This is a genomic window from Alteraurantiacibacter lauratis (genome assembly GCF_037154155.1).
Classification (GTDB): Bacteria; Pseudomonadota; Alphaproteobacteria; order Sphingomonadales; family Sphingomonadaceae; genus Alteraurantiacibacter; species Alteraurantiacibacter lauratis.
This window is the reverse complement of sequence record NZ_JBANRN010000012.1, coordinates 86,245-108,711: the sequence shown is the minus strand read 5'-3', so window position 1 is coordinate 108,711 and position 22,467 is coordinate 86,245. Positions and strand designations below refer to the sequence as shown.

The 22,467-nt window shown below is 64.6% G+C and carries 25 protein-coding genes and 1 tRNA gene; 19 read left to right on the top strand and 7 right to left on the bottom strand.

Annotated elements, in window-relative coordinates; all coding sequences use genetic code 11:
• Nucleotides 1-163 precede the first annotated feature (163 nt).
• The 5 genes from WFP39_RS11855 (at nucleotide 164) to WFP39_RS11835 (ending at nucleotide 5,280) form a co-directional block, all read left to right on the top strand.
• Complete coding sequence (locus WFP39_RS11855) at nucleotides 164-469, top strand: hypothetical protein (RefSeq protein ID WP_336919856.1); 306 nt, start codon at nucleotides 164-166, stop codon at nucleotides 467-469.
• Nucleotides 470-500: 31 nt separating this feature from the next.
• Entirely contained in the window at nucleotides 501-743 is a 243-nt protein-coding gene (locus tag WFP39_RS11850; RefSeq protein WP_336919855.1) for a helix-turn-helix domain-containing protein, read from the top strand.
• A 159-nt stretch (nucleotides 744-902) separates the two neighbouring features.
• Nucleotides 903-2,621, top strand: coding sequence for a site-specific integrase (locus WFP39_RS11845; RefSeq protein WP_336919854.1), 1,719 nt, complete (start codon nucleotides 903-905; stop codon nucleotides 2,619-2,621).
• The gene (locus WFP39_RS11840) at nucleotides 2,618-3,670 is read left to right on the top strand and encodes a hypothetical protein (RefSeq protein WP_336919853.1); all 1,053 of its coding nucleotides are present in this window, start codon (nucleotides 2,618-2,620) and stop codon (nucleotides 3,668-3,670) included. The genes WFP39_RS11845 and WFP39_RS11840 overlap by 4 nt, the downstream gene beginning before the upstream one ends.
• A 2-nt stretch (nucleotides 3,671-3,672) precedes the next feature.
• Nucleotides 3,673-5,280, top strand: a complete 1,608-nt coding sequence (locus WFP39_RS11835; RefSeq protein ID WP_336919852.1) for a recombinase family protein — start codon at nucleotides 3,673-3,675, stop codon at nucleotides 5,278-5,280.
• Here the strand turns inward: WFP39_RS11835 and WFP39_RS11830 are convergent.
• Nucleotides 5,251-5,327, bottom strand: a tRNA-Arg gene (locus WFP39_RS11830). The two genes, WFP39_RS11835 and WFP39_RS11830, sit on opposite strands and share 30 nt — an antisense overlap.
• 80 nt (nucleotides 5,328-5,407) lie before the next feature.
• A complete protein-coding gene (locus WFP39_RS11825; RefSeq protein ID WP_336919851.1) occupies nucleotides 5,408-5,827 on the bottom strand; it encodes a DUF6152 family protein in 420 nt (139 codons plus the stop codon).
• 213 nt (nucleotides 5,828-6,040) lie between these two features.
• On the opposite strand from WFP39_RS11825, the gene WFP39_RS11820 reads away from it, so the two are divergent.
• From WFP39_RS11820 to WFP39_RS11765, 12 genes are all read left to right on the top strand, one after another.
• On the top strand, nucleotides 6,041-6,826 hold the full coding sequence (locus WFP39_RS11820) for a hypothetical protein (RefSeq protein ID WP_336919850.1): 786 nt from the start codon (nucleotides 6,041-6,043) through the stop codon (nucleotides 6,824-6,826).
• A 61-nt stretch (nucleotides 6,827-6,887) separates the two neighbouring features.
• Nucleotides 6,888-7,268: a hypothetical protein gene (locus tag WFP39_RS11815; protein ID WP_336919849.1), complete on the top strand. Its 381-nt coding sequence runs from the start codon at nucleotides 6,888-6,890 to the stop codon at nucleotides 7,266-7,268.
• Nucleotides 7,269-7,314: 46 nt separating this feature from the next.
• The gene (locus WFP39_RS11810; RefSeq protein WP_336919847.1) at nucleotides 7,315-7,818 is read left to right on the top strand and encodes an MmcB family DNA repair protein; all 504 of its coding nucleotides are present in this window, start codon (nucleotides 7,315-7,317) and stop codon (nucleotides 7,816-7,818) included.
• Between the two features lie 110 nt (nucleotides 7,819-7,928).
• Nucleotides 7,929-8,648, top strand: a complete 720-nt coding sequence (locus tag WFP39_RS11805) for a sterol desaturase family protein (RefSeq protein WP_336919846.1) — start codon at nucleotides 7,929-7,931, stop codon at nucleotides 8,646-8,648.
• A gap of 8 nt (nucleotides 8,649-8,656) precedes the next feature.
• Nucleotides 8,657-9,070 carry a DUF2141 domain-containing protein gene (locus WFP39_RS11800; protein ID WP_336919844.1) on the top strand — a complete coding sequence of 138 codons (414 nt, stop codon included), beginning with the start codon at nucleotides 8,657-8,659 and terminating at the stop codon, nucleotides 9,068-9,070.
• 119 nt (nucleotides 9,071-9,189) lie between these two features.
• The gene (locus WFP39_RS11795) at nucleotides 9,190-10,566 is read left to right on the top strand and encodes a PAS domain-containing protein (protein WP_377923270.1); all 1,377 of its coding nucleotides are present in this window, start codon (nucleotides 9,190-9,192) and stop codon (nucleotides 10,564-10,566) included.
• Nucleotides 10,567-10,627: 61 nt separating this feature from the next.
• Nucleotides 10,628-12,022, top strand: coding sequence for a M48 family metalloprotease (locus tag WFP39_RS11790; RefSeq protein ID WP_336919842.1), 1,395 nt, complete (start codon nucleotides 10,628-10,630; stop codon nucleotides 12,020-12,022).
• A gap of 10 nt (nucleotides 12,023-12,032) precedes the next feature.
• Entirely contained in the window at nucleotides 12,033-12,725 is a 693-nt protein-coding gene (locus WFP39_RS11785) for a DsbA family protein (RefSeq protein WP_336919840.1), read from the top strand.
• Nucleotides 12,726-12,872: 147 nt separating this feature from the next.
• Nucleotides 12,873-14,129, top strand: a complete 1,257-nt coding sequence (locus WFP39_RS11780) for a sensor histidine kinase (protein ID WP_336919879.1) — start codon at nucleotides 12,873-12,875, stop codon at nucleotides 14,127-14,129.
• Entirely contained in the window at nucleotides 14,126-14,926 is an 801-nt protein-coding gene (locus WFP39_RS11775; protein WP_336919838.1) for a LytR/AlgR family response regulator transcription factor, read from the top strand. The genes WFP39_RS11780 and WFP39_RS11775 overlap by 4 nt, the downstream gene beginning before the upstream one ends.
• Before the next feature lie 138 nt (nucleotides 14,927-15,064).
• Nucleotides 15,065-15,928 carry a carboxylating nicotinate-nucleotide diphosphorylase gene (gene nadC, locus WFP39_RS11770; protein WP_336919837.1) on the top strand — a complete coding sequence of 288 codons (864 nt, stop codon included), beginning with the start codon at nucleotides 15,065-15,067 and terminating at the stop codon, nucleotides 15,926-15,928.
• Nucleotides 15,925-16,626 carry a ribonuclease T2 family protein gene (locus WFP39_RS11765; protein WP_336919836.1) on the top strand — a complete coding sequence of 234 codons (702 nt, stop codon included), beginning with the start codon at nucleotides 15,925-15,927 and terminating at the stop codon, nucleotides 16,624-16,626. Before nadC ends, WFP39_RS11765 begins: the two co-directional genes overlap by 4 nt.
• 4 nt (nucleotides 16,627-16,630) lie before the next feature.
• Here WFP39_RS11765 and WFP39_RS11760 read toward each other — a convergent pair whose 3' ends face one another.
• Nucleotides 16,631-17,089 (bottom strand): nucleoside deaminase, encoded by a 459-nt coding sequence (locus tag WFP39_RS11760; RefSeq protein ID WP_336919835.1) that lies wholly within the window; start codon nucleotides 17,087-17,089, stop codon nucleotides 16,631-16,633.
• 140 nt (nucleotides 17,090-17,229) lie between these two features.
• On the opposite strand from WFP39_RS11760, the gene rpmB reads away from it, so the two are divergent.
• Nucleotides 17,230-17,517 (top strand): 50S ribosomal protein L28, encoded by a 288-nt coding sequence (gene rpmB / locus WFP39_RS11755; protein ID WP_336919834.1) that lies wholly within the window; start codon nucleotides 17,230-17,232, stop codon nucleotides 17,515-17,517.
• Nucleotides 17,518-17,584: 67 nt separating this feature from the next.
• Here rpmB and WFP39_RS11750 read toward each other — a convergent pair whose 3' ends face one another.
• Genes WFP39_RS11750 through xseA form a run of 4 tightly spaced genes read right to left on the bottom strand, consistent with a single transcriptional unit; the run spans nucleotide 17,585 to nucleotide 21,080 of the window.
• Nucleotides 17,585-18,511, bottom strand: coding sequence for an esterase-like activity of phytase family protein (locus WFP39_RS11750; RefSeq protein WP_336919832.1), 927 nt, complete (start codon nucleotides 18,509-18,511; stop codon nucleotides 17,585-17,587).
• A 23-nt stretch (nucleotides 18,512-18,534) separates the two neighbouring features.
• Nucleotides 18,535-19,404, bottom strand: a complete 870-nt coding sequence (locus tag WFP39_RS11745) for a M23 family metallopeptidase (protein WP_336919831.1) — start codon at nucleotides 19,402-19,404, stop codon at nucleotides 18,535-18,537.
• Nucleotides 19,401-19,604, bottom strand: coding sequence for a DUF2093 domain-containing protein (locus WFP39_RS11740; protein WP_336919830.1), 204 nt, complete (start codon nucleotides 19,602-19,604; stop codon nucleotides 19,401-19,403). The genes WFP39_RS11745 and WFP39_RS11740 overlap by 4 nt, the downstream gene beginning before the upstream one ends.
• 27 nt (nucleotides 19,605-19,631) lie before the next feature.
• Nucleotides 19,632-21,080 (bottom strand): exodeoxyribonuclease VII large subunit, encoded by a 1,449-nt coding sequence (gene xseA / locus WFP39_RS11735; RefSeq protein WP_336919828.1) that lies wholly within the window; start codon nucleotides 21,078-21,080, stop codon nucleotides 19,632-19,634.
• On the opposite strand from xseA, the gene purD reads away from it, so the two are divergent.
• A complete protein-coding gene (gene purD, locus WFP39_RS11730; RefSeq protein ID WP_336919827.1) occupies nucleotides 21,079-22,377 on the top strand; it encodes a phosphoribosylamine--glycine ligase in 1,299 nt (432 codons plus the stop codon). The genes xseA and purD overlap by 2 nt on opposite strands.
• Nucleotides 22,378-22,467: the final 90 nt, after the last annotated feature.

The following is a 22,467-nucleotide window of genomic DNA, read 5'->3' as shown; positions in this document are numbered from 1 at the left end:
GCGCGACTGCTCGTCGCCTTTTGGCCCTCCCTTCCCCGATCTCGCGCGCCTCCTCCGACAGCAATTCGGCCGGGAAGGAGTCGCGCGGCCTTCCTGACATTCTCGTGCGCGAACTCGAACATCCGCAAGCGCCGGTGATTAACTCACGAAGTCCGGCAATGCGGTGACTTACAGCATCCTGAACGTGATCGACCACGTCAGAACAGCCGCGATGAGACGGGAAATGAAGCGCAGTCGTCCCCTGTCTGCTTCCCCAGCTGCTGCGAAAGCAAGCGCGCTGCCGAAACGCCGTGCGCGGATCGTCATCAAGCGCAAGCGGAAAGGCCATCAGGATGCACCGTCAAACGTCAGCAGCTCAAGCGTTGTCAGCAACCTCCCGACGAACCTTCCTGTGCTGCGTGACGAAGTCGCAATTCTGCGCGCGCATCTGTCACACGAAATCGATCAGATCCTTTTTGGTGAACAGTGACCGCGCGCGTCGTCCAGGAGAACACGTCGCTATGCCCTTCAAACTGAAAAAGAAGCCCACTGCTCCCAAGACCAAGCCGACCGCACCCTCAGCGAAAAAGCCGAAAGAGTTTTTCACGGTCGCCGAACTGGCAGTTCGGTGGAGCGTATCAGAACGACAGGTTCGTCGATGGATCGAGGAAGAGAAGCTCATCGCTCACCACTTTGGTCGGGCTGTTCGCATATCGGCCGCAAACGTTGCACTGTACGAAGCAAGCTGCGCTGTGGGCGTCTGACGTCTCGTCCTGTCATGTGATCGGGGGCGGGATCGGCGCAACGGTGAAACACTAAAGCCCCATTTTCAATAAAAATGGATGCTGGGAACATCACCAAAACGTCCCCCTGACCGCCCCTGTCATCACCAGTCATCAACCTACCTAGAGGAGGGCTTCACCATGCCTTCGCATGGCACCCCCACGTTGACCTTCGCCGCATTGATCCGCCTGATCATGGGGCGCGAGGAAATACCCCTAGCCAAACGGAGTGAGTTATGTTCCGCCATCAGGAAATTCGCCGAAGTTTGCAGCCTTACGCCGGGTGATATCATCGCCGATCCGGCAATCATTCGCGCCTTGGCCGCAAAGGCACCGTGGCTGCTCAGAGGCTATTCAAAGGGCAGCTGGGCGAACATCATGTCACGTGTTCGCAAGGCGCTGGAGCTTGCCGGGGTAAAAGTTCATCGCCAGCGTAGGAATTTCACCCTGAGCCCCGCTTGGGAAGAGCTCGTAGCGCCCCTGTCTACGCGTGACCGACGCGATATCCGCCGCTTCGCTGGCTGGTGCTCGGTCCGAGAAATCAGCCCGCAAGACGTCACGCCTAGCACCTTCGAGCAGTTCTACGCCTACCTTGAGCAGCAAATGATCCAGCGCAATCCGCGCGAGCGCGGGCACGTGGCCCGACGCGCGTGGAGCCGAGCAATCGCCTTGCCAGGATCGCCCTACCAACCAGTCCCCGCGCCCGAACCGATCACGAAGTGCGCTTTACGTTGGGAGGATTTTCCGCAAACCCTGCAAGACGAGGTCCGCGCCTACGCGGTGAAAGCAGTCACAGCCGACCCGTTCGATGAAGGGCATCGGCCGATCAAGCCAATAACGCTGAGTAACTACCTGACTCGGCTGCGGGTGATGGCCACGACGCTAATCGAGGCAGGCGTCCCAGTCGATCGCTTCCAGACGCTTGCAGACCTGATCGATCCGTCACTGGTGAAGCGAGCCTTCACGCTTAGGCTTCCAGACGGGGAGATTGATGACAGAGCACGCAAGGATTTGGGCGGAATGGCTGTCGGCGCGCTCAGTGTCGCCCGATATCTCGACCTCGATGATCACACGAGGGAGGAGCTCAAAAACCTAGCGAGGAAGGTGCGCTTCCGTTCGAGTGGCATGTGCGAGAAGAACAAGGCACGCCTGATCCCGCTGTTCGATCCGTTGGTCCGGCGAAAGCTTCTCAACCTTCCAGTCAGGATCGCAGATCAACTCGGCAAGGTGAAAGAGCCGACCGTGCGTCAGGCGCAGCAAATGCAGATGGCCGTACTGCTGGATTTGCTGCTTCATGTGCCATTGCGCATCCGTAATGTCTCGGAGCTCGACATCTCGAAAACCATCGTTCCTCCGGTAGCTGGCAGCGTCGGAAATTGGCGCATCGCAATCGATGCAACCGACGTGAAGAACGGATGGGCGATTGATGCCGAGCTTGGGGATGAGCTTGGCGACATGCTTGATCGCTACGTGAACGTCTTCCGGCCCGTCCTTTCAAAAATGCCGAGCACAGCGTTCTTCATCAGCCAGAGCGGCCTTCGCAAGGGGCCATCAGTGCTCTCGAAACAGCTTGCTGCGTTTGTGCGCCGGGAAATCGGCGTCACAATCCACGCTCACCTTATGCGCCATCTCGCCGCACACCTCTACCTGATCGCCAACCCCGGTGACTACGAGACGGTTCGCCGCCTGCTTGGGCACAAGCACCTCGAAACAACGGTCAGCTTCTATGAGGGGCTGCTGACGGATGACGCTTTCGCCCGGTACGACGCGCTGATCGCGGAGCTGCGCAAACAGGCGGACATCAAGTCGTCAAAACCTTCCAACGACAGCGACGACCTCGAAGAGGGGGACTTCCTGTGATCAAGCAAGCCTTCTCTCCGCTTCCAGTCGACGAATGGCCGGATCGTGATCAATCCTTGTGGGATGAAGCCAAGCAGTCTGCTGGACCATTCGACGACGACGACGGATTTGCTGCCAATTGGCGTCCTCCGACCATCAAAGGCTGTGAGCGTGGCTACGGCGTCTGGCTTGGCTGGCTCGCGACCAACGGACAGCTAAATCCCGATCTTCACCCGTGCGATCGCATCACGAAAGACCGGATCAGTGCGTTCGTGCTGGAATACGGGGTCGGCCGGGCGGAATTGACGGTCGCGGCCACCATCCGGAATTTGGCCTATGTGCTGCGTGCCTGCGCGCCGCCTCATGGTGTTGAATGGCTGACGAAGCTTGCGCACCGTATGATGAACCGTGCGAAGCCCTCACGCCCAAAACTGCCTCGGATGGCCCGCGTGACCGATGTCGATCTGCTCGCCGAACAATTGATGTCCGCGGGTCTGCAACAAATGCGGAAGGGGCAAAGGAGCGGTGCCGTGGCATACCGCGATGGCCTGATGATCGGCTTGCTGATCAATCGCCCAATGCGGCTCCGAAATCTCGCAAGCCTGCGGATCGGCCATAGCTTCATAATTGACGACTTTGGCATGAGGATGATCTTCACGCCCGAGGAAACGAAAAAAGGTGTGCCGCTCGATTGGTCCGTGCCCGAAAGGCTCGAACCCGCTGTACTCACCTACCTCGAAGAGGTCCGACCCGCCCTCTTGAAGGAGGGAATTGACGATGAAGGTTGGTTCTGGGTCGGACGGCGGGGCCGTCGGATGCCGGATACCGACATCAGCATTCGTGTGACGAAAACCACTCGTAAGCATCTCGGCCGAGACCTCTCGCCGCACTTGTTCCGCGACTGCGTTGTCACAGAAATCGCTTTAGAGCGCCCCGAATGGATTGGCCTCAGCAAGAACCTGCTGGGGCACAAGTTGCTGGCTTCCAGCCAGAAATACTACAACCAAGCCACCAGCTTCACGGCCTTCGCCCGCCATGGCGATGTCATCCGCGAGTTTCGAGGGAAATGACGATGACCCGCGCAGCCATCTACGTCCGCGTCTCCACCGTCCGGCAGGCCGAGCGCGATCTCTCGATCCCTGACCAGATCGCGCAATGCCGGACATGGTGTCAGCGCCATGACATCGAGGTCGTGCGCGTGTTCTCGGAACCGGGAGCTTCGGCACTCGACGAGGACCGGCCCGTCTTTCAGGAAATGATCCACACCGCCCGCCGATCAGACAAGCCGTTCGACATGGTGGTGGTACACTCCCTCAGCCGGTTCAGCCGGGACAGCCTGCATTCCGAGCTCTATGTCCGCGAGCTGCGCAAGGCAGGTGTGGAACTGGTCTCGATCACGCAGGAGGTGGCGCAGGACGCCTCAGGGGAGATGTTCCGCAAGCTTCTGCACATCTTTGACGAGCACCAGAGCCGGGAGACTGCAAAGCACGTTCACCGGGCGATGCTGGAAAACGCGCGGCAGGGTTTCTGGAACGGCGCGAAGCCACCCTACGGCTACGGTGTCGAGATCGCGGAGCGGCGTGGCAACAAGGACAAGAAGGTCCTCGTCATCGACGAAGTCGAGGCGCGGATCGTACGGATGATGTTCGATATGGCATCAGGGGCTCAGGGAAAGCCCATGGGCATCAAGGCCATCGCCACCTGGCTCAACGAGAGAGGCATCCTGCGAAGGGGCCGTAAATTCACTACCGGTGGTGTCCACGCGATCCTGACGTCCACCACCTATCACGGACTGCACCACTTCAACCGCAAGGACAGCCGCAACGGCAGGCCTCGCCCGCCGTCGGAATGGGTGGCCTTCGAGGTCCCCGCCCTGATCGACGAGAAGACCTTCAACGCGGTGCAAGCCCTGATGCAGAGCCGGTCACCGAAACGGATTGCCCCGCGCGTCGTCAACTCGCCTACTCTCCTCGCCGGTATAGCCCGCTGTGGGCATTGCGGGTCCGCCCTTATCCTCAACACCGGGAAAGGCGGGCTCTATCGCTACTACTGCTGTTCCCGGCGTCTCAAGGAGGGTTCCTTGAGCTGCAAAGGCCTGCGCGTGCCCATGGACAAACTCGACGACCTCGTAATCGGCGAGGTCACGAAGCGGGTCCTGCAGCCCCAGCACCTTATGGAACTGCTCGGCGAATATCTCCGCACCGCCATGGAGCGCGAGGACCGGAACCGCGATCGGCTCCGCCAGATGCGGCATGACCAAAAGGAAGCCGAAGCCGGGATCGCCCGTCTTCTGGAGCTGGTCGAGAAAGGGCTGATGGACGCAGGCGACGCATCACTGCGCGACCGTCTGGTCAATCTCCGCTTCCGCCGGGACGAGCTGGCCGACGAGATATCCGACCTCTCCCGTCGTCTCACTATGGCCGAACCCGTGATCACGCCGGAGAAGATCGAACAGATCGCAGTACTGTTGCGGGAGAAGCTGTTCAGCGGCTCGGCCGACCTGCGGCAAGCTTATGCACGGCTGCTGCTCAACGAGGTGCGGGTCGATGACCGGCAAATCCGCATCAGCGGCTCCAAAGCCGTGCTGGCACGAAGCGCATCTGCAGGTGTGGGCGAGACCACACCTGCAGTTCTATCTTTTGTTCGGGAATGGCGCACCCGACAGGATTCGAACCTGTGACCTCTGCCTTCGGAGGGCAGCGCTCTATCCAGCTGAGCTACGGGTGCGTGTCGCCGCCGCCTAGCAACGGGCGGGCGATGCGCCAAGCTTAAATCTGCTCTGCTTGCCTTGGGCCCTTGGGAAAAGGTCAGTTCTGCACCGATCCGCGTTCGCCGAATTGCGACAGGCGGCGACCGTCGGGCCGCGTCACGGTTACGTTGAAGCCGCCGTTACGCCCGTCACGCAGCGGGTAATGCGTCAGGCTGATCACCTGGCCTGGTGCGAGCGATGTGCGCGACCAGCCGTAACGCACCAGATGGTTGGGGCTCATCCCTTCGAACGCCCAGCGGTTGCCCTGCGCATCGCGCACATAGAGGAAGGTGTGCGGATTGGTCCATTCCCAGCGTTCCACCGTCACGTTCTGCATGGTGACTTCCTGCCCCCAGGCGAACATTGCGGTCGAATGGTGCGCCGATCCCGGAACCGTCATCGCGGCGCCGCCCGCCAGGGCCAGTGCGGCGGCCAGCGCGGCAAAGCGCATCCGGCGGCCAGTGGTGGTGCTTTTCATGCGTCTTCTCTCCTCGCGACAGGTCACGCACCGCGTGCCCGAGCTTCCCGGCGCGCATAGTGCCAGCATTGGCCGGACAGAATCAACCCGCCTGCTTGACTTGATACGAATTGCGACATCAATTGCATGGGCAAAGGCAACGCAGGCGGTAATGCTGATGCCGCAGGATCGCGCAAGACCGATCGCGCAAGACGACGAATGGGGAGGGACGGAATGAACTTGGCCATTAACCGGGCAGGCTGGGTGAAACGTGTAGCGGTCAGCATGGCGGGCGCAGCGGTGCTGATAGCACTGCCTGCCATGGCGCAGGACACGTTCACGCCGCCCCGCGCCACGGCCTATGCCGAAGCGACGGCGCTGCCCGACTGGACGGGCATCTGGTATCCCGATTGGGGCGCGCTGTTCTCCAACCGCGCGGTACCGCCCGTGCTCACGCCGCAGGCGCAGGCCGCTTACGACGCTTATCGCGAATCGATCCGTGAGAACGGGCCGAATCAGGAAGCGCAGGCGCAGTGCCTGCCGCCCGGCATTCCCGGCGTGATGCAGCAACCCTATCCGATCGAGATCCTGTTTTCGCCGGGGCGGGTGACAATCCTGACCGAAGCCTACGACCAGATCCGCCGCATCTATACCGATGGGCGCGGCCATCCGGAGGAGCCGGACCTGTTCTTCAACGGCAATTCGATCGGCTTTTGGGATGGCGACACGCTGGTGATCGACACGATCGGCCTGCATCCGCGCACCAATATCATCGCCGGCATCCCGCATACCGAAAAGAGCCATGTGCACGAACATATCTGGATGCCCGCGCCCGGCCAGCTGATGGTGGAATATACGATCACCAATCCGGACGTTCTGGCGCGCCCCTATGTCACGCGCATTGCCTACCGGCTCGATAACGAATTCCCCATGCGCGAATATGTCTGCGCAGAGAACAACCGGCTGGAATCGGGCGAGCACGGGGCAAATATCGATCTGGGCTTTGACGATATCGAATAGTGGCGGCGCGCGCGGCGCCTGCTAACCAAATCGCAAGGCCGCGCGCGCTAGACTGTGCGCCATGGCAACAGCAGCGCCCCGCCCCGAACATCCGGCAAGCCCGAATACCACCAGCCTGCGCTGGGCGGCGCTCAGCGATGCGGGCGCGGTGGTGGCGGCGCTGGCCGGGGTCGGACCGGAAGCGCCTGACCTTCGCCTGCGCAATTTCCCGCTGCTCATCCGTGAATGCCCCGCCTGGCGGCGCCAGTTGGCGCTGAACGCGGTGGACGATCTGGCGGCGGTCATGGAGCCGGGGATTGCCGCCCTGCTGGCGATCAATGCGCGCGGGGCCGACCCGCGTCCTGCGGCGCGCGCGCTGTGGGCCGAATTTCAGGCGGCCCGCACGGCCGTGCTGGCCCTGCTGCCACAGACCGGCGGAATGGGGCCGCTGCGCAGCGCATAAGCACGCGCGGCTTGACCGTGTTCCTCTTTCGTTCCATCTTCGCGCCATGCTCGATTCGCCCGCACTTCCTGCCGCACCCATTTCTGGCCCACGCGCGCTGGCGGTGGCGCGCGGGATTGGCCGCCTGTTTGCGCGCAACGGCATCTGGGTGATCCCCGAAATGCCGCTACGCAATGGCCGCCGCGCCGATCTGATGGGGCTGGATGCCAAGGGGCGCATCGTGATTGTCGAAATCAAGACCGCGCGCGGCGATCTGATGGGCGATGGAAAATGGCCCGATTACCTCGACTTCTGCGACCGGTTTTTCTGGGGGCTTCCGCCCGAACTGGATCGCGCCTGCCTCGACGGGGACGATTTCCGTCCGGATATGTGCGGGGTGATCGTGGCGGATGAATATGATGCCGAGATTATCCGCCCTGCCCCCAGCCACCCGCTCGCACCCGCGCGGCGCAAGGCCGAGGTGGAAAGGCTGGCCCGTGCCGCCATGCGCCGCCATGCCGTGCTGACCGATCCGCATTGCGCCGCCTGGGCCAGCGGCCACGCCGAATAGCGGCAAGGCGCGCCTTCGCGTGATCGGGCGGCAACGCGCTGGCAAGCAATGCCGGTATACCCGTCGCAAAGGCTTTGGTCTGCTGCACCGGGTTTGCTAACAGGGCTGCGATGCTGCTTGCGATCTTCTTTTCCGCTCTGGCGATGACCTTGATCGTGGGTCTGCGCTATCTGGCAACCAGCGGCCTGTTTGCCTTTGCCACCTCGCGCGTGCGCCCCGGCCTGTACAAGGGGCTGGATGCGCAAATCCGCCGCGAAATCTTCTGGTCGCTTGCCTCGGCGGCGATTTACGGCGTGCCAGCGGGCGTGGTCGCGTGGATGTGGCGGGATCTGGGCTGGACGCGCATCTATACCGACTGGAACGCGTTTCCGCTCTGGTATCTGCCAGTTTCGCTGTTCCTCTATCTGTTCCTGCACGACACCTGGTTTTACTGGACGCACCGCTGGATGCACATTCCGCGCTGGTTCAAGCGCGCCCATGCGGTGCACCACGCCAGCCGCCCGCCCACCGCCTGGGCCGCGATGAGCTTTCACCCGATCGAGGCGCTGACCGGCGCGATTGTGATCCCCGCGCTGGTGTTTCTGGTGCCGATCCATGTCGCCATGCTGGGGCTTGTCCTGTTGATCATGACCGTTATGGGCGTGACCAACCACATGGGGTGGGAGATGTTTCCGCGCTGGCTTGTTCATTCCCGCGCAGGGAATTGGCTGATAACGGCCAGCCACCACCAGCGGCATCATGACGAGTATCTATGCAATTTCGGCCTGTATTTTCGTTTTTGGGACAAGTTATGCGGCACCGATCGCGGTCTTTCGCCCCGCTCGCTTTAGCTGCGCTGGTGGCAACGGGTCTGTCCGGCCCGGCATCCTCGGTCGAGGTGACGACCAGCGTGCGCGTGGCCGTGTCCGATCTGCGCAATGGGCAGGGGCTGGTTCAGGCCTGCCTCACCGCCTTTCCGCAGCATTTTCCCGATTGCCGCGACGATCCGCAATCGCACCGGCTGACCGTGCCGGCGCGGGCCAATCTGGTGCTCGAATTCGACCGCGTGACGCCCGGCACCTATGCGGTGTCGCTCCTGCATGATGAAAACAGCAACGGCCGCGCCGACCGGATGCTGATGATCCCGCGCGAAGGCTTCGGCTTTTCCCGCGATGCGCCGGTGCGCATGGGGCCGCCGGGCTTCGACCAGGCCTCGTTCCCCGTCGGCACCAGCCCGGTCACCAAGACGGTGCGGATGCGCTATATGCTGTAATGGCTGTGCGGCCTTGGCCGTTTTGTTGCGCCAATCCGCAAGGTTCCCCGCGCAACTTCACCGAAAATTTACCACAAGCGTCCAGAAGAAGCCCCTAATTTAACGGGGATACGCCTTCGATGGACAGCATGCGCAGCGCTTTTGATTCGCACGATACGGCCTTGGATGACGAGGTCGTGCACGACGCCCCGCCCGCGCCCGTTGGCGGGGACGAGCGCCGGATGCAGGTGCGCGCCTACAATTTCTGGGCCAGCCTGCTCGATAACCGCAATTTCCCCCATGTCGACGATCTCGACCCGCTCAGCCTGCCCGATTTCGGCCCGCACGGCGTGCTGCTCGACTTTTCCACCGGGATCGAAAACCCGGCGGTTGCCTTTCTGGGCGAAAAGCTGGCGCAGGAATGCGGCGGCGATGGTGCGCCCATCCGGATGCTCTCCGATGTGCCCGCACGCTCGCTGCTGTCGCGCATAACTGACCATTATATGCAGATCCTCGCCAACCAGGCGCCGATCGGGTTCGAGGCGGAATTCGTCAACCAGCGCGGTTCCACCATCATGTATCGCGGCATCCTGCTGCCCTTTTCCAGCGATGACGAGACGATCGATTTCATCTTCGGCGTGATCAATTGGAAGGAACTGGCCGACGCGCAGATGGCGGACGAGTTGCTGCTGGAAATCGACCAGTCGCTTGCTGCCGAAACGGTGCCGCCGCGTGCCGCGCCCGAACCGCTGCCGATGGCCGACTGGGCCGATGGCCCCGCCGCCGCCATCGCACCGGCTCAGCCCGCCTATGCCGCGCGCGATCAGCATGGCCTGCCCGTGCCGTCCTTCGGCCTTGATGATCCGGACGCCTTCGATCAGCCCGAAGCCGGGGCACCGGTGGGCGCGGCAATGGGGCTGGCCGATTGGCTGGCCGCCGCGCGCGAGCAGGCCCTGCAGGCGCGGAGCAACGAAGACCGCACGCGCGGCGCCTTGTATGAGGCGATCGGCCGTGCCTATGACTTCGCGCTGGCCGCTGCCGATGCTCCGGAAGAATTTGCCGAACTGGTGGCCGATGCAGGCCTGCCGATGCAGAGCCGCGCGCCGATGACGCCGGTGGTGAAGCTGGTCTTCGGCGCGGATTACGACAAGACGCGGCTTGCCGAATATGCCAGCGCGCTGACCCATGCCCGCCGCGTGGGGCTGGGCCAGGGCGAACTCGCCGCCTATCTGGCGCGGGCCGAAGGCGGGTTGAAAGGCGTCCTTGCCGAAGAACGGCGCCTGCGCCGCGAAGGCACGCCGGCCAACTCGCGCCGCATGGCAACCGGCCCGCGCAGGGCGATTGCCAGCCGCCTGCGCGCACTGCCCCCGGCTCCGCTGGATGCCGTGCCCGGCGAAGGGGCGGAATTCGCGCTCATCCTGGTGCGCCGCACGCCCGAAGGCACGGTGGCGCTGCTGGGCGAAGTGCCGCAGGACATTGCCCTGATCGAACGCGCGGCGCGCAAGCTCACCGGCTAAACGCGCCCGCAACCTGCCATCTTCATTTTGCGTTCAGGGGCGGGCGGGTTACCAAGGGGCCATGCGCCCCCTGCTTTCCCACTCCGTGCCGCGCCTTGTGGCGCATTGCGCTGCGGTTTTCGCGCTCCTGCTTGCCAGTGTGCAGCCAGCCGCCGCGCAAAGCATCCTGCGCGATGCCGAGACCGAGCAATTGCTGCGCGACATGATCGACCCCCTTGCCGAGGCTTCGGGCCTTGGCGCCGGATCGGTGGAAGTCGTGCTGGTGAACGACAATTCGATCAACGCTTTTGTGGCAGGCGGACAGCGCGTCTATATCCATACCGGGCTGATTGCCGCTGCGGATACCGCCAACGAGGTGCAGGGCGTGATGGCGCACGAGCTGGGCCATATCACGGGCGGCCACATCATCCGCTTCAGCGAAGGGGCGGGCAATGCGATGCGCATCTCGCTGCTGTCGGCGCTGGCAGGCATTGCCGCCGCGCTGGCGGGCGGGGGCGAGGCGGCGATGGGCGTAATGGCGCTGGGCCAGCAGATGGCAATGGGCCAGTTCCTCGCCTTCACCCGCACGCAGGAAGCCAGCGCCGACGCGGCGGGCGCGCAGTATCTCTCCGCCGCAGGGATCTCCGGGCGCGGCAGCCTGGAGTTTTTCCGCAAGCTGCAAAGTTATGAATTCCGCCGCGGCATCAGCCAGGATCGCGAATATGAATATGCGCGCACCCACCCCATGTCGGGCACGCGCATCGCGGCGCTGCGCGACGGATATATGGACGATCCCGCCTGGGATACGCCCAACGATCCGGTGCTGGAAGAACGGTTTCAGCGGATCAAGGCCAAGCTGTTCGGCTTTCAGGCAACGCCCGAACGCACATTGAATGCCTTTCCCGTCTATATGACCGGGGTGCCCGCCCGCTATGCCCGCGCCTATGCCTATCACAAGGATGCGCGGATCGAACAGGCGCTGGCCGAGACCGATGCCCTGCTGGAGATGGAGCCGGACAATCCCTATTTCCTTGAACTCAAAGGTCAGATCCTGCTCGAATCGGGCCGGCCGCTCGAAGCACTGGCGCCGCTGCGCCGGTCGGTCGAACTCACCAATGCGGACCCGCTGATCGCGCCGATGCTGGGCCATGCGCTGCTTGCGACAGAAGACCCGATCCATTTGGAGGAAGCCGAACGCGTGCTGCGCGCCGCCGTGGGCCGCGACCGGCGCAATCCCTTCGCCTGGTATCAGCTCGGCGTGGTTTACGGCCAGCGCGGCGATATTCCGCGCGCGCAGCTTGCCAGCGCCGAGCAGCAGATCATGAGCGGCAATCCCCGCAGCGCACTGATGAGCGCGCAGGGTGCCGAACAGGGTCTCCCCATGGGCTCGCCCGACTGGCTGCGCGCACAGGACGTGGCGATCGAGGCGCGCGCGCAGATCGAGAGGCAAGTTGAACGGCGCGGCAATCGCGACTAGCACCGGGATCATGCGCTGGATTGCCACAATCGCCGTTTCGCTGCTGGCCGGGTTTGCCGGGGCGGCGCTGTTCACGCTCACCCCGCTGGCTGACCGGGCGGGGGAGGCGTGGCTAATGCGCGATCCCGAAGTGCTGACGCGCGCAATGGACGAATTGCAGCGCCGTGCCATGGCAGAGCGGATTGCCCCGGTGCGTGCGGAAATGGAAACGCCCTTCCCTGGCGCGGTGCTGGGCAATCCGCAAGGCACGGTGACCCTGGTCGAATTTACCGATTACGCCTGCACCTTCTGCCGGCAAAGCGTGGCCGATGTGGACGCGCTGATCGCCGCCAATCCCGATCTGAAAGTGGTGATCCGCGAATTGCCGATCCTCTCGCAGGACAGCGTGGATGCCGCGCGCATGGCGCTGGCCGCCGCGCAGCAGGGCCGCTTTGCCCAGTTCCACGCCGCGATGTTTGCAGCTGGGCAGGTGACGGCGGACACCATCACCGCCGCCGCCACGCAGGCGGGCGTCGATCTGGCGCGCGCCCGCGCCGCCATCGATGCGGGCGTTTTCGACAGCCAGTTGCAGAACAATGTCTTTCTGGCCCAGACGCTGGGCATCAATGGCACGCCGTTCTTCATCGTGGGCGACCGGGCATTGAACGGGGCGGTTGGCCGCGAGGCGATTGCCCGCGCGCTGGACGAGGCCCGTGCCTCGTAATGCGCACAAGACAGGAGGGCGCGCCCTTTGGCAGTGACCCGCTTTTCGTCCATCCGGCGGCAATCGCGCCCTGCGGGGAAGGGGGCGGGCGGCGGCACCACCATGTCTGCGCCGCAGCCGGCGGGCGGCATCAGAGGCGGCGCGTCGATGGCGGCGCTGCCTTTCCGCCCCACGCCTTTTTTTGCGGACAAGAACCGGGCCTTCTGGCGCCTGCAACTGATCGGCTGGGGCGGGGCGATGGCGCTGCGGTCGGCCACCGCGCTCACGAACAATCCGGACCGGCCGCTCGACTTCCTGGTGCTGGTGACGATCGCCACGATCACCGGCTTTTCGATCAGCCTGATCCTCTCGGTCGTCTACAGCTACCTCATCACCCGCCGCCCGCTGATCACCTGGAGCCTGACCGCGCTGGCGCTGGCGGTGGCGGTGTTCGTGTCAGCCTTCATCAACGCCTGGACGATCAGCCTCAGGCCCGAAGCGGCCGATACCAGTTTCACCAGCCTGGTGCTGGGCGTGTTCTACCTCGACATGACGCTGCTGGGCGCGTGGTCGGCGCTGTATTACGCGATCAATTTCTTCCTGCAGGTGGAAGAACAGAATGACCGGCTGGAAAGGCTGGAAGCGCAGGCCACCGCCGCGCAGCTTGCCATGCTGCGCTATCAGCTCAACCCGCATTTCCTGTTCAATACGCTCAATTCGATCAGCACGCTGGTGCTGCTGAAACAGACCGCGCCCGCCAATGCGATGCTTACCCGCCTGTCCAGCTTCCTGCGGCACACGCTGGTTACGCAGCCCGGCGCGAAGGTGACGATCGCGCAGGAGGTGGAGACGCTGCAGCTTTATCTCGAAATCGAGCGGATGCGGTTCGAGGAACGGCTGCGCACCGAATTCCGCATCGACCCGGTGGCGCAGCGTGCGCTGATCCCGTCCATGCTGCTGCAACCGCTGGTCGAAAACGCGATCAAATACGGCGTGTCGGCGCAGGAAGAAGGCGCACGCATTTCGGTCGCCGCGCATTTGGTGGGCAACCGCCTACGGCTGACCGTGGCGGATACCGGGCCGGGCCTGCAGGGATCATCGCGCCGCGACATCATCGAAAACAGCCCCGCGAACGGCAAGCACGTCTCCACCGGCGTCGGCCTTGCCAATATCCGCGACCGGCTGGCGCAGGCTTACGGCGAGGAACACCGTTTCGACATCGTGACCCCGCCGGGCGGCGGCTTTACCGTCATCATCGAAATCCCCTTCGAACCCGAAACACGCCCCCAGACGGGCGGCGGCTTTGAAGGTGGCGCCAGACAGGGGGAATCGCACATGGCCGGAGGCACGCCCGCCATTCCCGAAAAAACGCATGGCTCCCCGGAACCCGAACCGGGGCCGCTGCATATTGGATTACCGAAATGACTATTCGCACAATTCTTGTCGACGACGAAAAGCTGGCCATTCAGGGCCTGCAACTGCGTCTGGAAGCCTTCGCGGACGTGGAGGTAATCGGCACCTGCGCCAACGGACGCGAGGCGATCCGCGCCATCAAGACAGAAAAGCCCGATCTGGTCTTTCTCGACATCCAGATGCCCGGTTTTGACGGGTTTTCGGTGGTCAAAGGCGTGATGGAGATCGAGCCACCGTTGTTCGTTTTCGTCACCGCTTACGAGGAACACGCGATCCGCGCGTTCGAGGCCAATGCGGTCAATTACCTGATGAAGCCGGTGGACGAGGCAAAGCTGGCGGACACGATCGAGCGCGTGCGGCAGCGTCTGGCCGAAAAACGCAGCGCCGAGGAAGCCGAGAAGCTGAAGGACGTGCTCGCCGAAGTCAGCCCCGAAAGCCTGGAGGAAATCGCCAGCAGCGAAGAAACCGAGACATCCTCGCGCTATGAAAAGATGATCAACATCAAGGATCGCGGGCAGATTTTCCGCGTCGATGTGGACAGCATCGAACATATCGAGGCGGCGGGCGATTACATGTGCATCTACACCGGCGACAATTCGCTGATCCTGCGCGAAACGATGAAGGATCTCGAACGGCGCCTCGACCCGCGCAATTTCCAGCGGGTGCACCGCTCCACCATCGTCAATCTCGACCTGGTGCGGCAGGTGCGGCCGCATACCAACGGTGAGTGCTTCCTGGTTCTCGAATCAGGCGCCGAGGTGAAAGTCTCACGCTCCTACCGCGACGTGGTGGCGCGCTTCGTGCACTAGCTTGCTTTGCGAAGGGCCATCCGGCCCCCAGGAGCGTTGAACGGTCCTCGGTGCTGTTCGCTCCGCCTTCGGCTGCACGGCGCGTGCGGGCGCGCGTTTGCGCTTTGGCTGGCGCGTGCTTGCGGCTAGAGGACGGGCATGGCTGACTTTTCCCTCCCCGGCTTTGACCTTGCCGCCTTTGTCCGTGCGACGCTGGACGAGGATCTGGGCGTGGGCCTGCCCGGCGGCGGGGTGGATGTGACCGCGACCAGCGTGATCCCCGCCGATGCGCGCTTTTCGGGCGTGATGGACAGCCGCGACGCCATCGTGGTCGCGGGCCTGCCGATTGCCGCCGCCTTCTTCCGCGCACTTGATCCCGAAATGGAGATCGAACTGCTCGCCAAAGAGGGCGAGGCGGTGGAGGCCGGAACCGATATCATGCGCCTGTCGGGCAATGCCCGCGCCCTGCTGACCGCCGAACGAAGCGCATTGAACACCGTGCAGCATCTGTCCGGCATTGCCACGCTGACCCGCGCCTATGTCAATGCGATGGGCGAAACTTCCGCCCGCCTGCTCGACACGCGCAAGACCATTCCGGGCCTCAGGCACCTTGAGAAATACGCCGTGCGCATGGGCGGCGGCACCAATCACCGCAGGGGATTGTGGGATGCGGCGATGATCAAGGACAACCACGTGCTTGTGGCAGGATCGGTGGGCGAGGCGGTGCGCCGGGCGCGCGATGCGGGCGTGGCCGACATCATCTGCGAAGTCGACCGGCTCGACCAGATCGAACCCGCGATCGTTGCGGGGGCGAGCCATCTGCTGCTCGACAATATGGATGCCGCCACCTTGCGGCAGGCGGTCGCCCTTGTGGCAGGCCGCGCCAAGACCGAGGCCAGCGGCGGGATCACGCTTGCCACGATTGGCGAAAAGGCGGCGAGCGGCGTCGATTTCATCTCGGTCGGGCGGCTGACGCAAAGCGCGCCCGCGGCAGATATCGGCCTCGATTTCGATCTGCTGTGAAGCGGCTGGCGGCGCTCCTGCTCCTGGCCGCCCCCACCCCGGCGTGGGCGCAGGCCTATCAATGCACCCTGCCACCGGCGCCGCAATCCGTCCCCGCGATCACGCCCGACGGCCCCGCACGGCTGATGCCGGTCACCGGCTATACGCTGGCCCTGTCGTGGAGCCCGCAGTTCTGCCGGGGCCGCGAGAACAGCCGCGCCCACGCCCGGCAATGTTCGGGGCAGAGCGGGCGCTTTGGCTTTATCGTCCATGGCCTGTGGCCCAATGGGCGCGGGGAAAGCTGGCCGCAATGGTGCCCCACCAACCGCCAGCCTGACCCGGCCAGCGTGCGCCAGATGCTCTGCACCACGCCCGATGCCCGCCTGCTCGCGCATGAATGGGCAAAGCACGGCGCTTGCATGGTGGGCACCCCGCAAACCTATTTCCGCGTCACCCGCCTGCTTTACGACGATCTGCAATGGCCCGATTTCGACCGGCTTTCGCGCCAGCGCAATCTGACGGCGGGCGATGTGCGCGCCGCCTTTGCCCGCGCCAATCCGGGCTGGAGCGCGGACAGCATCGGCCTGCTGGTGAACGAGCAAGGCTGGCTGCGCGAAATGCGCCTGTGCATGGGCCGCAATTTCCGCCCCGCCCCCTGCACAGCGCGCCGGCTCGGCCCGCCCGATTCGGCCAGCGTGCGGATCTGGCGCGGTTTATAAGGCTCTAACTGCGCCGCGCTTCGAAAAAGCCGCGCAGCAATTCGCTTGCCTCTGCCGCGCCCGGCCCCGCCACCACTTCGGGCCGGTGCAGGCATTGCGGATGATCGAACACGCGTGCGCCCTGTTCCACTGCGCCGCCCTTGGGATCGCTGGCGGCGTAGACCAGCCGGGCGATTCGCGCATGGGCAATGGCGCCCGCACACATGGCGCAGGGTTCCAGCGTGACGAACAGATCGCACCCCGTCAGCCGTTCATTGCCAAGCGCAGCGGCGGCGGCGCGCAGGGCCACAATCTCGGCATGGGCGGATGGATCGGCATCGATTCGCGTGCGGTTGTGCCCGCGCCCGATAATTGCGCCGTCCTTGACCACTACCGCGCCCACGGGCACTTCGCCCAGAGCGGCGGCCAGCCGCGCTTGGTGCAGCGCCTCTGCCATGGGCGGGGGAAGGGGCCAGCGGGTCATGGCGCAAGCGCTAAACCGCCCGCGCGGACTGCGCAACCGCGCGCCATTTGCTTGACGGGTGCGCCCCTGCTCTGTATGCGCGCGCCTTTCCCGGCATCGTGCCGCATCCGATTCACCGTTTTGTACGAGAGAGTTTTGTCATGTCGCGCATTTGCGAACTCACCGGCAAGGGCCGCCAGGTTGGCCACAATGTCAGCCACGCCAACAACAAGACCAAGCGCGTCTTCCTGCCCAATCTGCAGAATGTCACGCTGATCTCGGAAAAGCTCGATCGCAGCTTCAAGTTCCGCGTGTCGACCCACGGCCTGCGTTCGGTGGAGCACAATGGCGGTCTCGACAACTGGCTGCTCAAGACCAATGACGAGAAGCTGTCGGCCAATGCGCTCAAGGTGAAGCGCGAGCTGAAGAAGGCGATGGCCGCCGCCTAAGCGCGCCCGCGTTTTCATTTTCGGAAAGGGCGCCCGGCGGATTGGCCCGGCGCCCTTTTTCGTGCGCCTATTGCGCGGGCTGCCAGATCAGCCGCGCCACCAGCGTGCGTTGCAGCGCGGCCTGGTTGTCGTCCGACGCAATCCAGATTTCCACCGTTCCATCATCCTGCGCACGCACACCCAGCGCCTCGTAATTCTCGCGCGGCAGGATCGTGTCGAGATCGAGCAGCCTTTCGAGCGGCCATCGCCCGCCCGGCGTAATCCGCGCCGGATCGCCAAGATAGAGCCGCGCGGTAAACGGCGGCAGGCTGGGCCGAAGCCCACGCGCCAGCACCAGCACGCGCCCGTCGGGCAATTGCGCCATGGCGGTGGCGTAATAGGGATCGGGCAGGGTGAAGCGGAAGCGTGCCGCCGCGCCATCGGCCGTGGGGTCAGATGCGAACAGCAAGCCGTCACCGCGATGTTCAGGCAGCACGATGAAGCGCCCGTCCTTCAGGCGCACCAAGGCCTCCGCCCCGCCATTCACCGGCCAGGGCTGCATTTCGGGCGGGCGGCGCGCAGCGATCCGGTTGCTCGCCACATCATAGCGGACAATGGCGTTGAAGTTTTCAAACCCCAGCCAGTAATCGCCGGTTTCGGGATCGCGCGTGGCCGATTCGATATCGCGCCGCACATTGCCGAAATCGCCCACATCCCACACCTGCGCAAACACGCGCCGGTCGCCCGGATGGCGCAGCACGCCATCCTCCACCGCCAAAGTCAGCCGCGTGCCCCGGTCGGAAAACAGCCGCAGCAACCCGTCCCCCAGCGGCAGAAGCGCGGAAAAGCCGCCAAACTCCATCGAGGGGCTGGCGAGTTGCCACAGCCCTGCACGGGTGAAGTCGCCTTGCCGCGCAGGCAGAGCCACTTCGACCGCGCGCACTGTCACATCTTCGGGCGGAGCGGTCACCGGCCCGCCGCGCAGCCAGATCGGCCCCAGCAGCAGAAGCGTCAACAGAACAAGGGCTGCACGACGATTCAGGGCATCGGCCCGGTCAGCAGAATGGGGTCGAGCCGAGCCTCGCGCCATTTTACACCCCAATGAAGATGCGGGCCGGTGGCGCGCCCGCTGGCGCCGATGCGGCCAATCGGCTGGCCCTGCCGCACCGTCTCGCCCTCGCGCACAAGGATCGCCGAATTGTGCAGGAAGGCGCTGTTGAGGCCATTGCCGTGATCGATGATGAGGAGATAGCCCTCCAGGCTGAAGGGCGTATCGGTGGCCAGCACCACCACACCGTCCGCCGGGGCGACAAAGGTGGTGCCGTCGCCGCCCGCAATGTCGATGCCCGAATGGTAGGCGCCCGGCTCCCCGCGATAGACGCGCTGCGAGCCGAAACGGCCCGAAATGCGCCCTCGCACCGGCCAGATGAATTGCTGCCGCCAGCCATCGGACACTGCGTTCACTTCGCGCGCGGCGTTGATGCGCGCCAGTTCGGGCAGGCGGCGCTGCATGAAGGCCTCGCTCGCCCCGCCGGGGCTGCGGGCGACATTGACGTGTTCGATCTGCCAGTTGCGCGGGGCAAGGGTGAGGGGGGCGACCACATGACTGCCATCGGGCATGTCGGCCACCAGTTCCACCTGCCCGCCTGCATCGCGATCAAACCCGGCGAAGAAATGGCCCTGCGCGTCAAGCACCAGCGCCTGATCGCCCAGCCGCGCTGCAACCGCGCCCGCAGGGGCCTGCCCGCGGATCCAGCCGCCTTGCGTCAATTCGCCCGCATAGGTGAAGGCGGGCACCGCACTTGCCTGCACGGCGGACTGCGCGCTGCTGTCGGCGGAAAACAAGGCAAAACTGCCGCCCGTTGCCGCCACGGCCGCCAGCGCGGCCAGTTTCAAGGGGCGCTTCATTCGCCTTCGAGCGCGCGGCGCGTCGAAATCTCCGCGCTGGCGTAGGGCTCCTGCCGTTCCACGCTCCAGTAGCGCAGCTCGTCAAGCGCGATCTTCTCTCCGCTCACCGCGCAGACCACATACTGGCCGTGGCGGATCACGCGAAAGCCGTTGGGGCCATAGATCAGGGTGGCGGGCTGGTCGGAAGCGGACATCAACATGGGTGTGGCCTTATCAAGCGGGGCGGGTCAAAACAATTCCTCTTGCCCGCTGGCCGGATCGCCATCGCGGGGCTTGCGCGGGGCGGCGGGGCGTTTGGCCCCGGCGGGAACAACGGACAATTCGCCATCAGCAAAGCGTATAGCCAAGTGCGCCTGACTGCTGGCTGAAGCGCGGCTGGTGACCGCGTGGCCGCTTGCATCGAGCACCATCGCATAACCGCGTGCGAGCGGGCGTTCGGGGTGCAATTGCTGCGCCAGCCGGGCCAGCGCGGCAAGCCTCGCCTGCCGCTCGGCCAGCGGGCGCTGCACCAGAGCAGGCGAAAGGCGCACCGCATCCAGCCGCCTTTCCCCGTCGCGCAAGGCCCGTTGCAGGATCGCAGGCGTCAGCCGCAGCTTTGCCAGCCGTTCGCGCCCGGCAGAGGCCCGCCCCTGAAGCGCGCGGCGCAAGCCATCGCCCGCCAGATCGAGCCGCTGGCTGGCAGCTTGCAACAGATATTCGGGCCGGGGCAGGCGCTGGCTGCGCGCCTCCAGCCGCTCGCGCCCCAGCGCCACGGGCCTGAGCGCGCTCTTGCGCTGGCGCAGACCCAGTTCGGCCAAGGCCGTGGCGAGATCGGCGCGCACCGGCACCGCCATTTCCGCCGCCGCGGTGGGCGTGGGCGCGCGCCGATCGGCGGCGAAATCGCACAACGTCGTGTCGGTCTCGTGCCCCACCGCGCTGATCACGGGGATCGGGCTTGCGGCGACGGCGCGCACCACCTCCTCCTCGTTGAAGGCCCACAGATCCTCGATCGATCCGCCCCCGCGCGCCACGATCAGCAAATCAGGCCGCTTGTCCAAAGGCATCGCGCCAAAGCCGCGCACTGCCGCCGCCACTTGGCCCGCCGCACCCTGCCCCTGCACCAGAACCGGCCAGACGAGCACATGGCTGGGAAAGCGATCCGCCAGCCGGTGCAAAATATCGCGGATCACCGCGCCGGTGGGGGATGTGACGACGCCGATGGTGCGCGGGAGGAAAGGCAGCGGCCGCTTGCGGCGTTCATCGAACAGGCCCTCTGCCGCCAACCTGGCGCGGGTCTTTTCCAGCAGGGCCAGCAGCGCGCCTTCGCCCGCGATCTCCATGCTGTCCATCACGATCTGGTATTTGGAGCGGCCGGCGAAGGTCGTGATCTTGCCCGTCACCACCACTTCCACACCGTCTTCGGGAACAAAGGCGAGACGCGCGGCCTGCCCCTTCCACATCACGGCGTCGAGCACCGCGCCTTCATCCTTCAGGCTGCAATAGAGGTGGCCCGATGCCGCGCGCTTTACGCCCGACAATTCGCCGCGCAGACGGACAAAGCCGAACCGGTCCTCCACCACGCGTTTCAGCGCGGCAGAAATTGCGGTGATGGACAGGGGAACCGAATTGTCCCCAGGCGCACTCTTGGCTACCAGCCCCTCACCTGCAAATTCGGAAATCGGATCGGAACTGGGCATGAATATCCTCTTGCTGGGATCGGGCGGACGCGAACATGCGCTGGCCTGGAAGCTGGCGCAATCCCGCGCGATCACCGAAGATGGCGGAAAACTCTTCGCCTGTCCCGGAAATCCGGGGATCGCGGCCCATGCCGACTGTTTCGACATGGATGTAACCGATCACGATTTGGTGCTGGCCTTTTGCGAGCAGGAGCATATCGGCCTGGTCGTGATCGGCCCCGAAGCGCCGCTGGTGGATGGCCTGGCCGATTCCCTGCGCGCCGAAGGCTTCGCGGTGTTCGGCCCGTCAAAGGCCGCCGCCCAGCTTGAAGGCAGCAAGGGCTTTACCAAGGATCTGTGCGCGCGCGCCAATATCCCCACCGCCGGATATGTCCGCACCACTTCGCTCGAACAGGCCAAAGCCGCGCTGGACGGTTTCAAGCCGCCCTATGTGCTGAAGGCCGATGGGCTGGCCGCAGGCAAGGGCGTGGTGATTGCCGAATCGCTGACCGATGCCGAGGCAGCGCTGGCCGATATGTTCGGCGGCGCGTTCGGTGATGCGGGCGCGGAAGTGGTGATCGAGGAATTCATGGCCGGCGAGGAGGCAAGCTTCTTCGCGCTGACCGATGGCGCCACCATCCTGCCCTTTGGCACGGCGCAGGATCACAAGCGCGTGGGCGATGGCGACACCGGCCCCAATACCGGCGGCATGGGCGCCTACAGCCCCGCCCCGATCATCACCCCCGACATCCGCGCGGAGGTTTTCAGCCGCATCCTGACGCCCACGGTGCAGCAATTGGCCGCCGACGGCACGCCCTATTGCGGCGTGCTCTATGCCGGGCTGATGCTGACCGAGGAAGGCCCGAAACTGGTTGAATACAACTGCCGCTTTGGCGATCCGGAATGCCAGGTGCTGATGATGCGGCTGGAAGAAGACCTTGCCGAATATCTGCTCGCCTGCGCCACGCAAGCGCTTGGCAGCATGGAGCGTCCGCGCTTTTCGCACGACACCGCGCTGACCGTGGTGATGGCGGCAAAGGGCTATCCCGCAACGCCGGAAAAGGGCGGGCTGATCGATCTGAAAGACGCCGAGGCGGAAGGCGCGATCGTGTTCCACGCTGGCACCGTGCGGGACGAGGAGGACGGCACATTGCGCGCCAATGGCGGCCGCGTGCTCAATGTCACCGCGCGCGGCGCAACAATCGCAGAGGCCCGCGAAAAGGCTTACGCGGCAGTCGACAGGATCGATTTTGCCAGCGGATTCTGCCGCCGCGACATCGGCCACAGGGAATTGGCGCGGGCAAAGGCGCGGGGCTGAAACCGCCGCTTTCCTACACGCCCCGCCCGCATTCACTCTCGGCGCGGCTCTTTCCAATGTCGATCATACTGCACAGCACAGGCGTGTTTT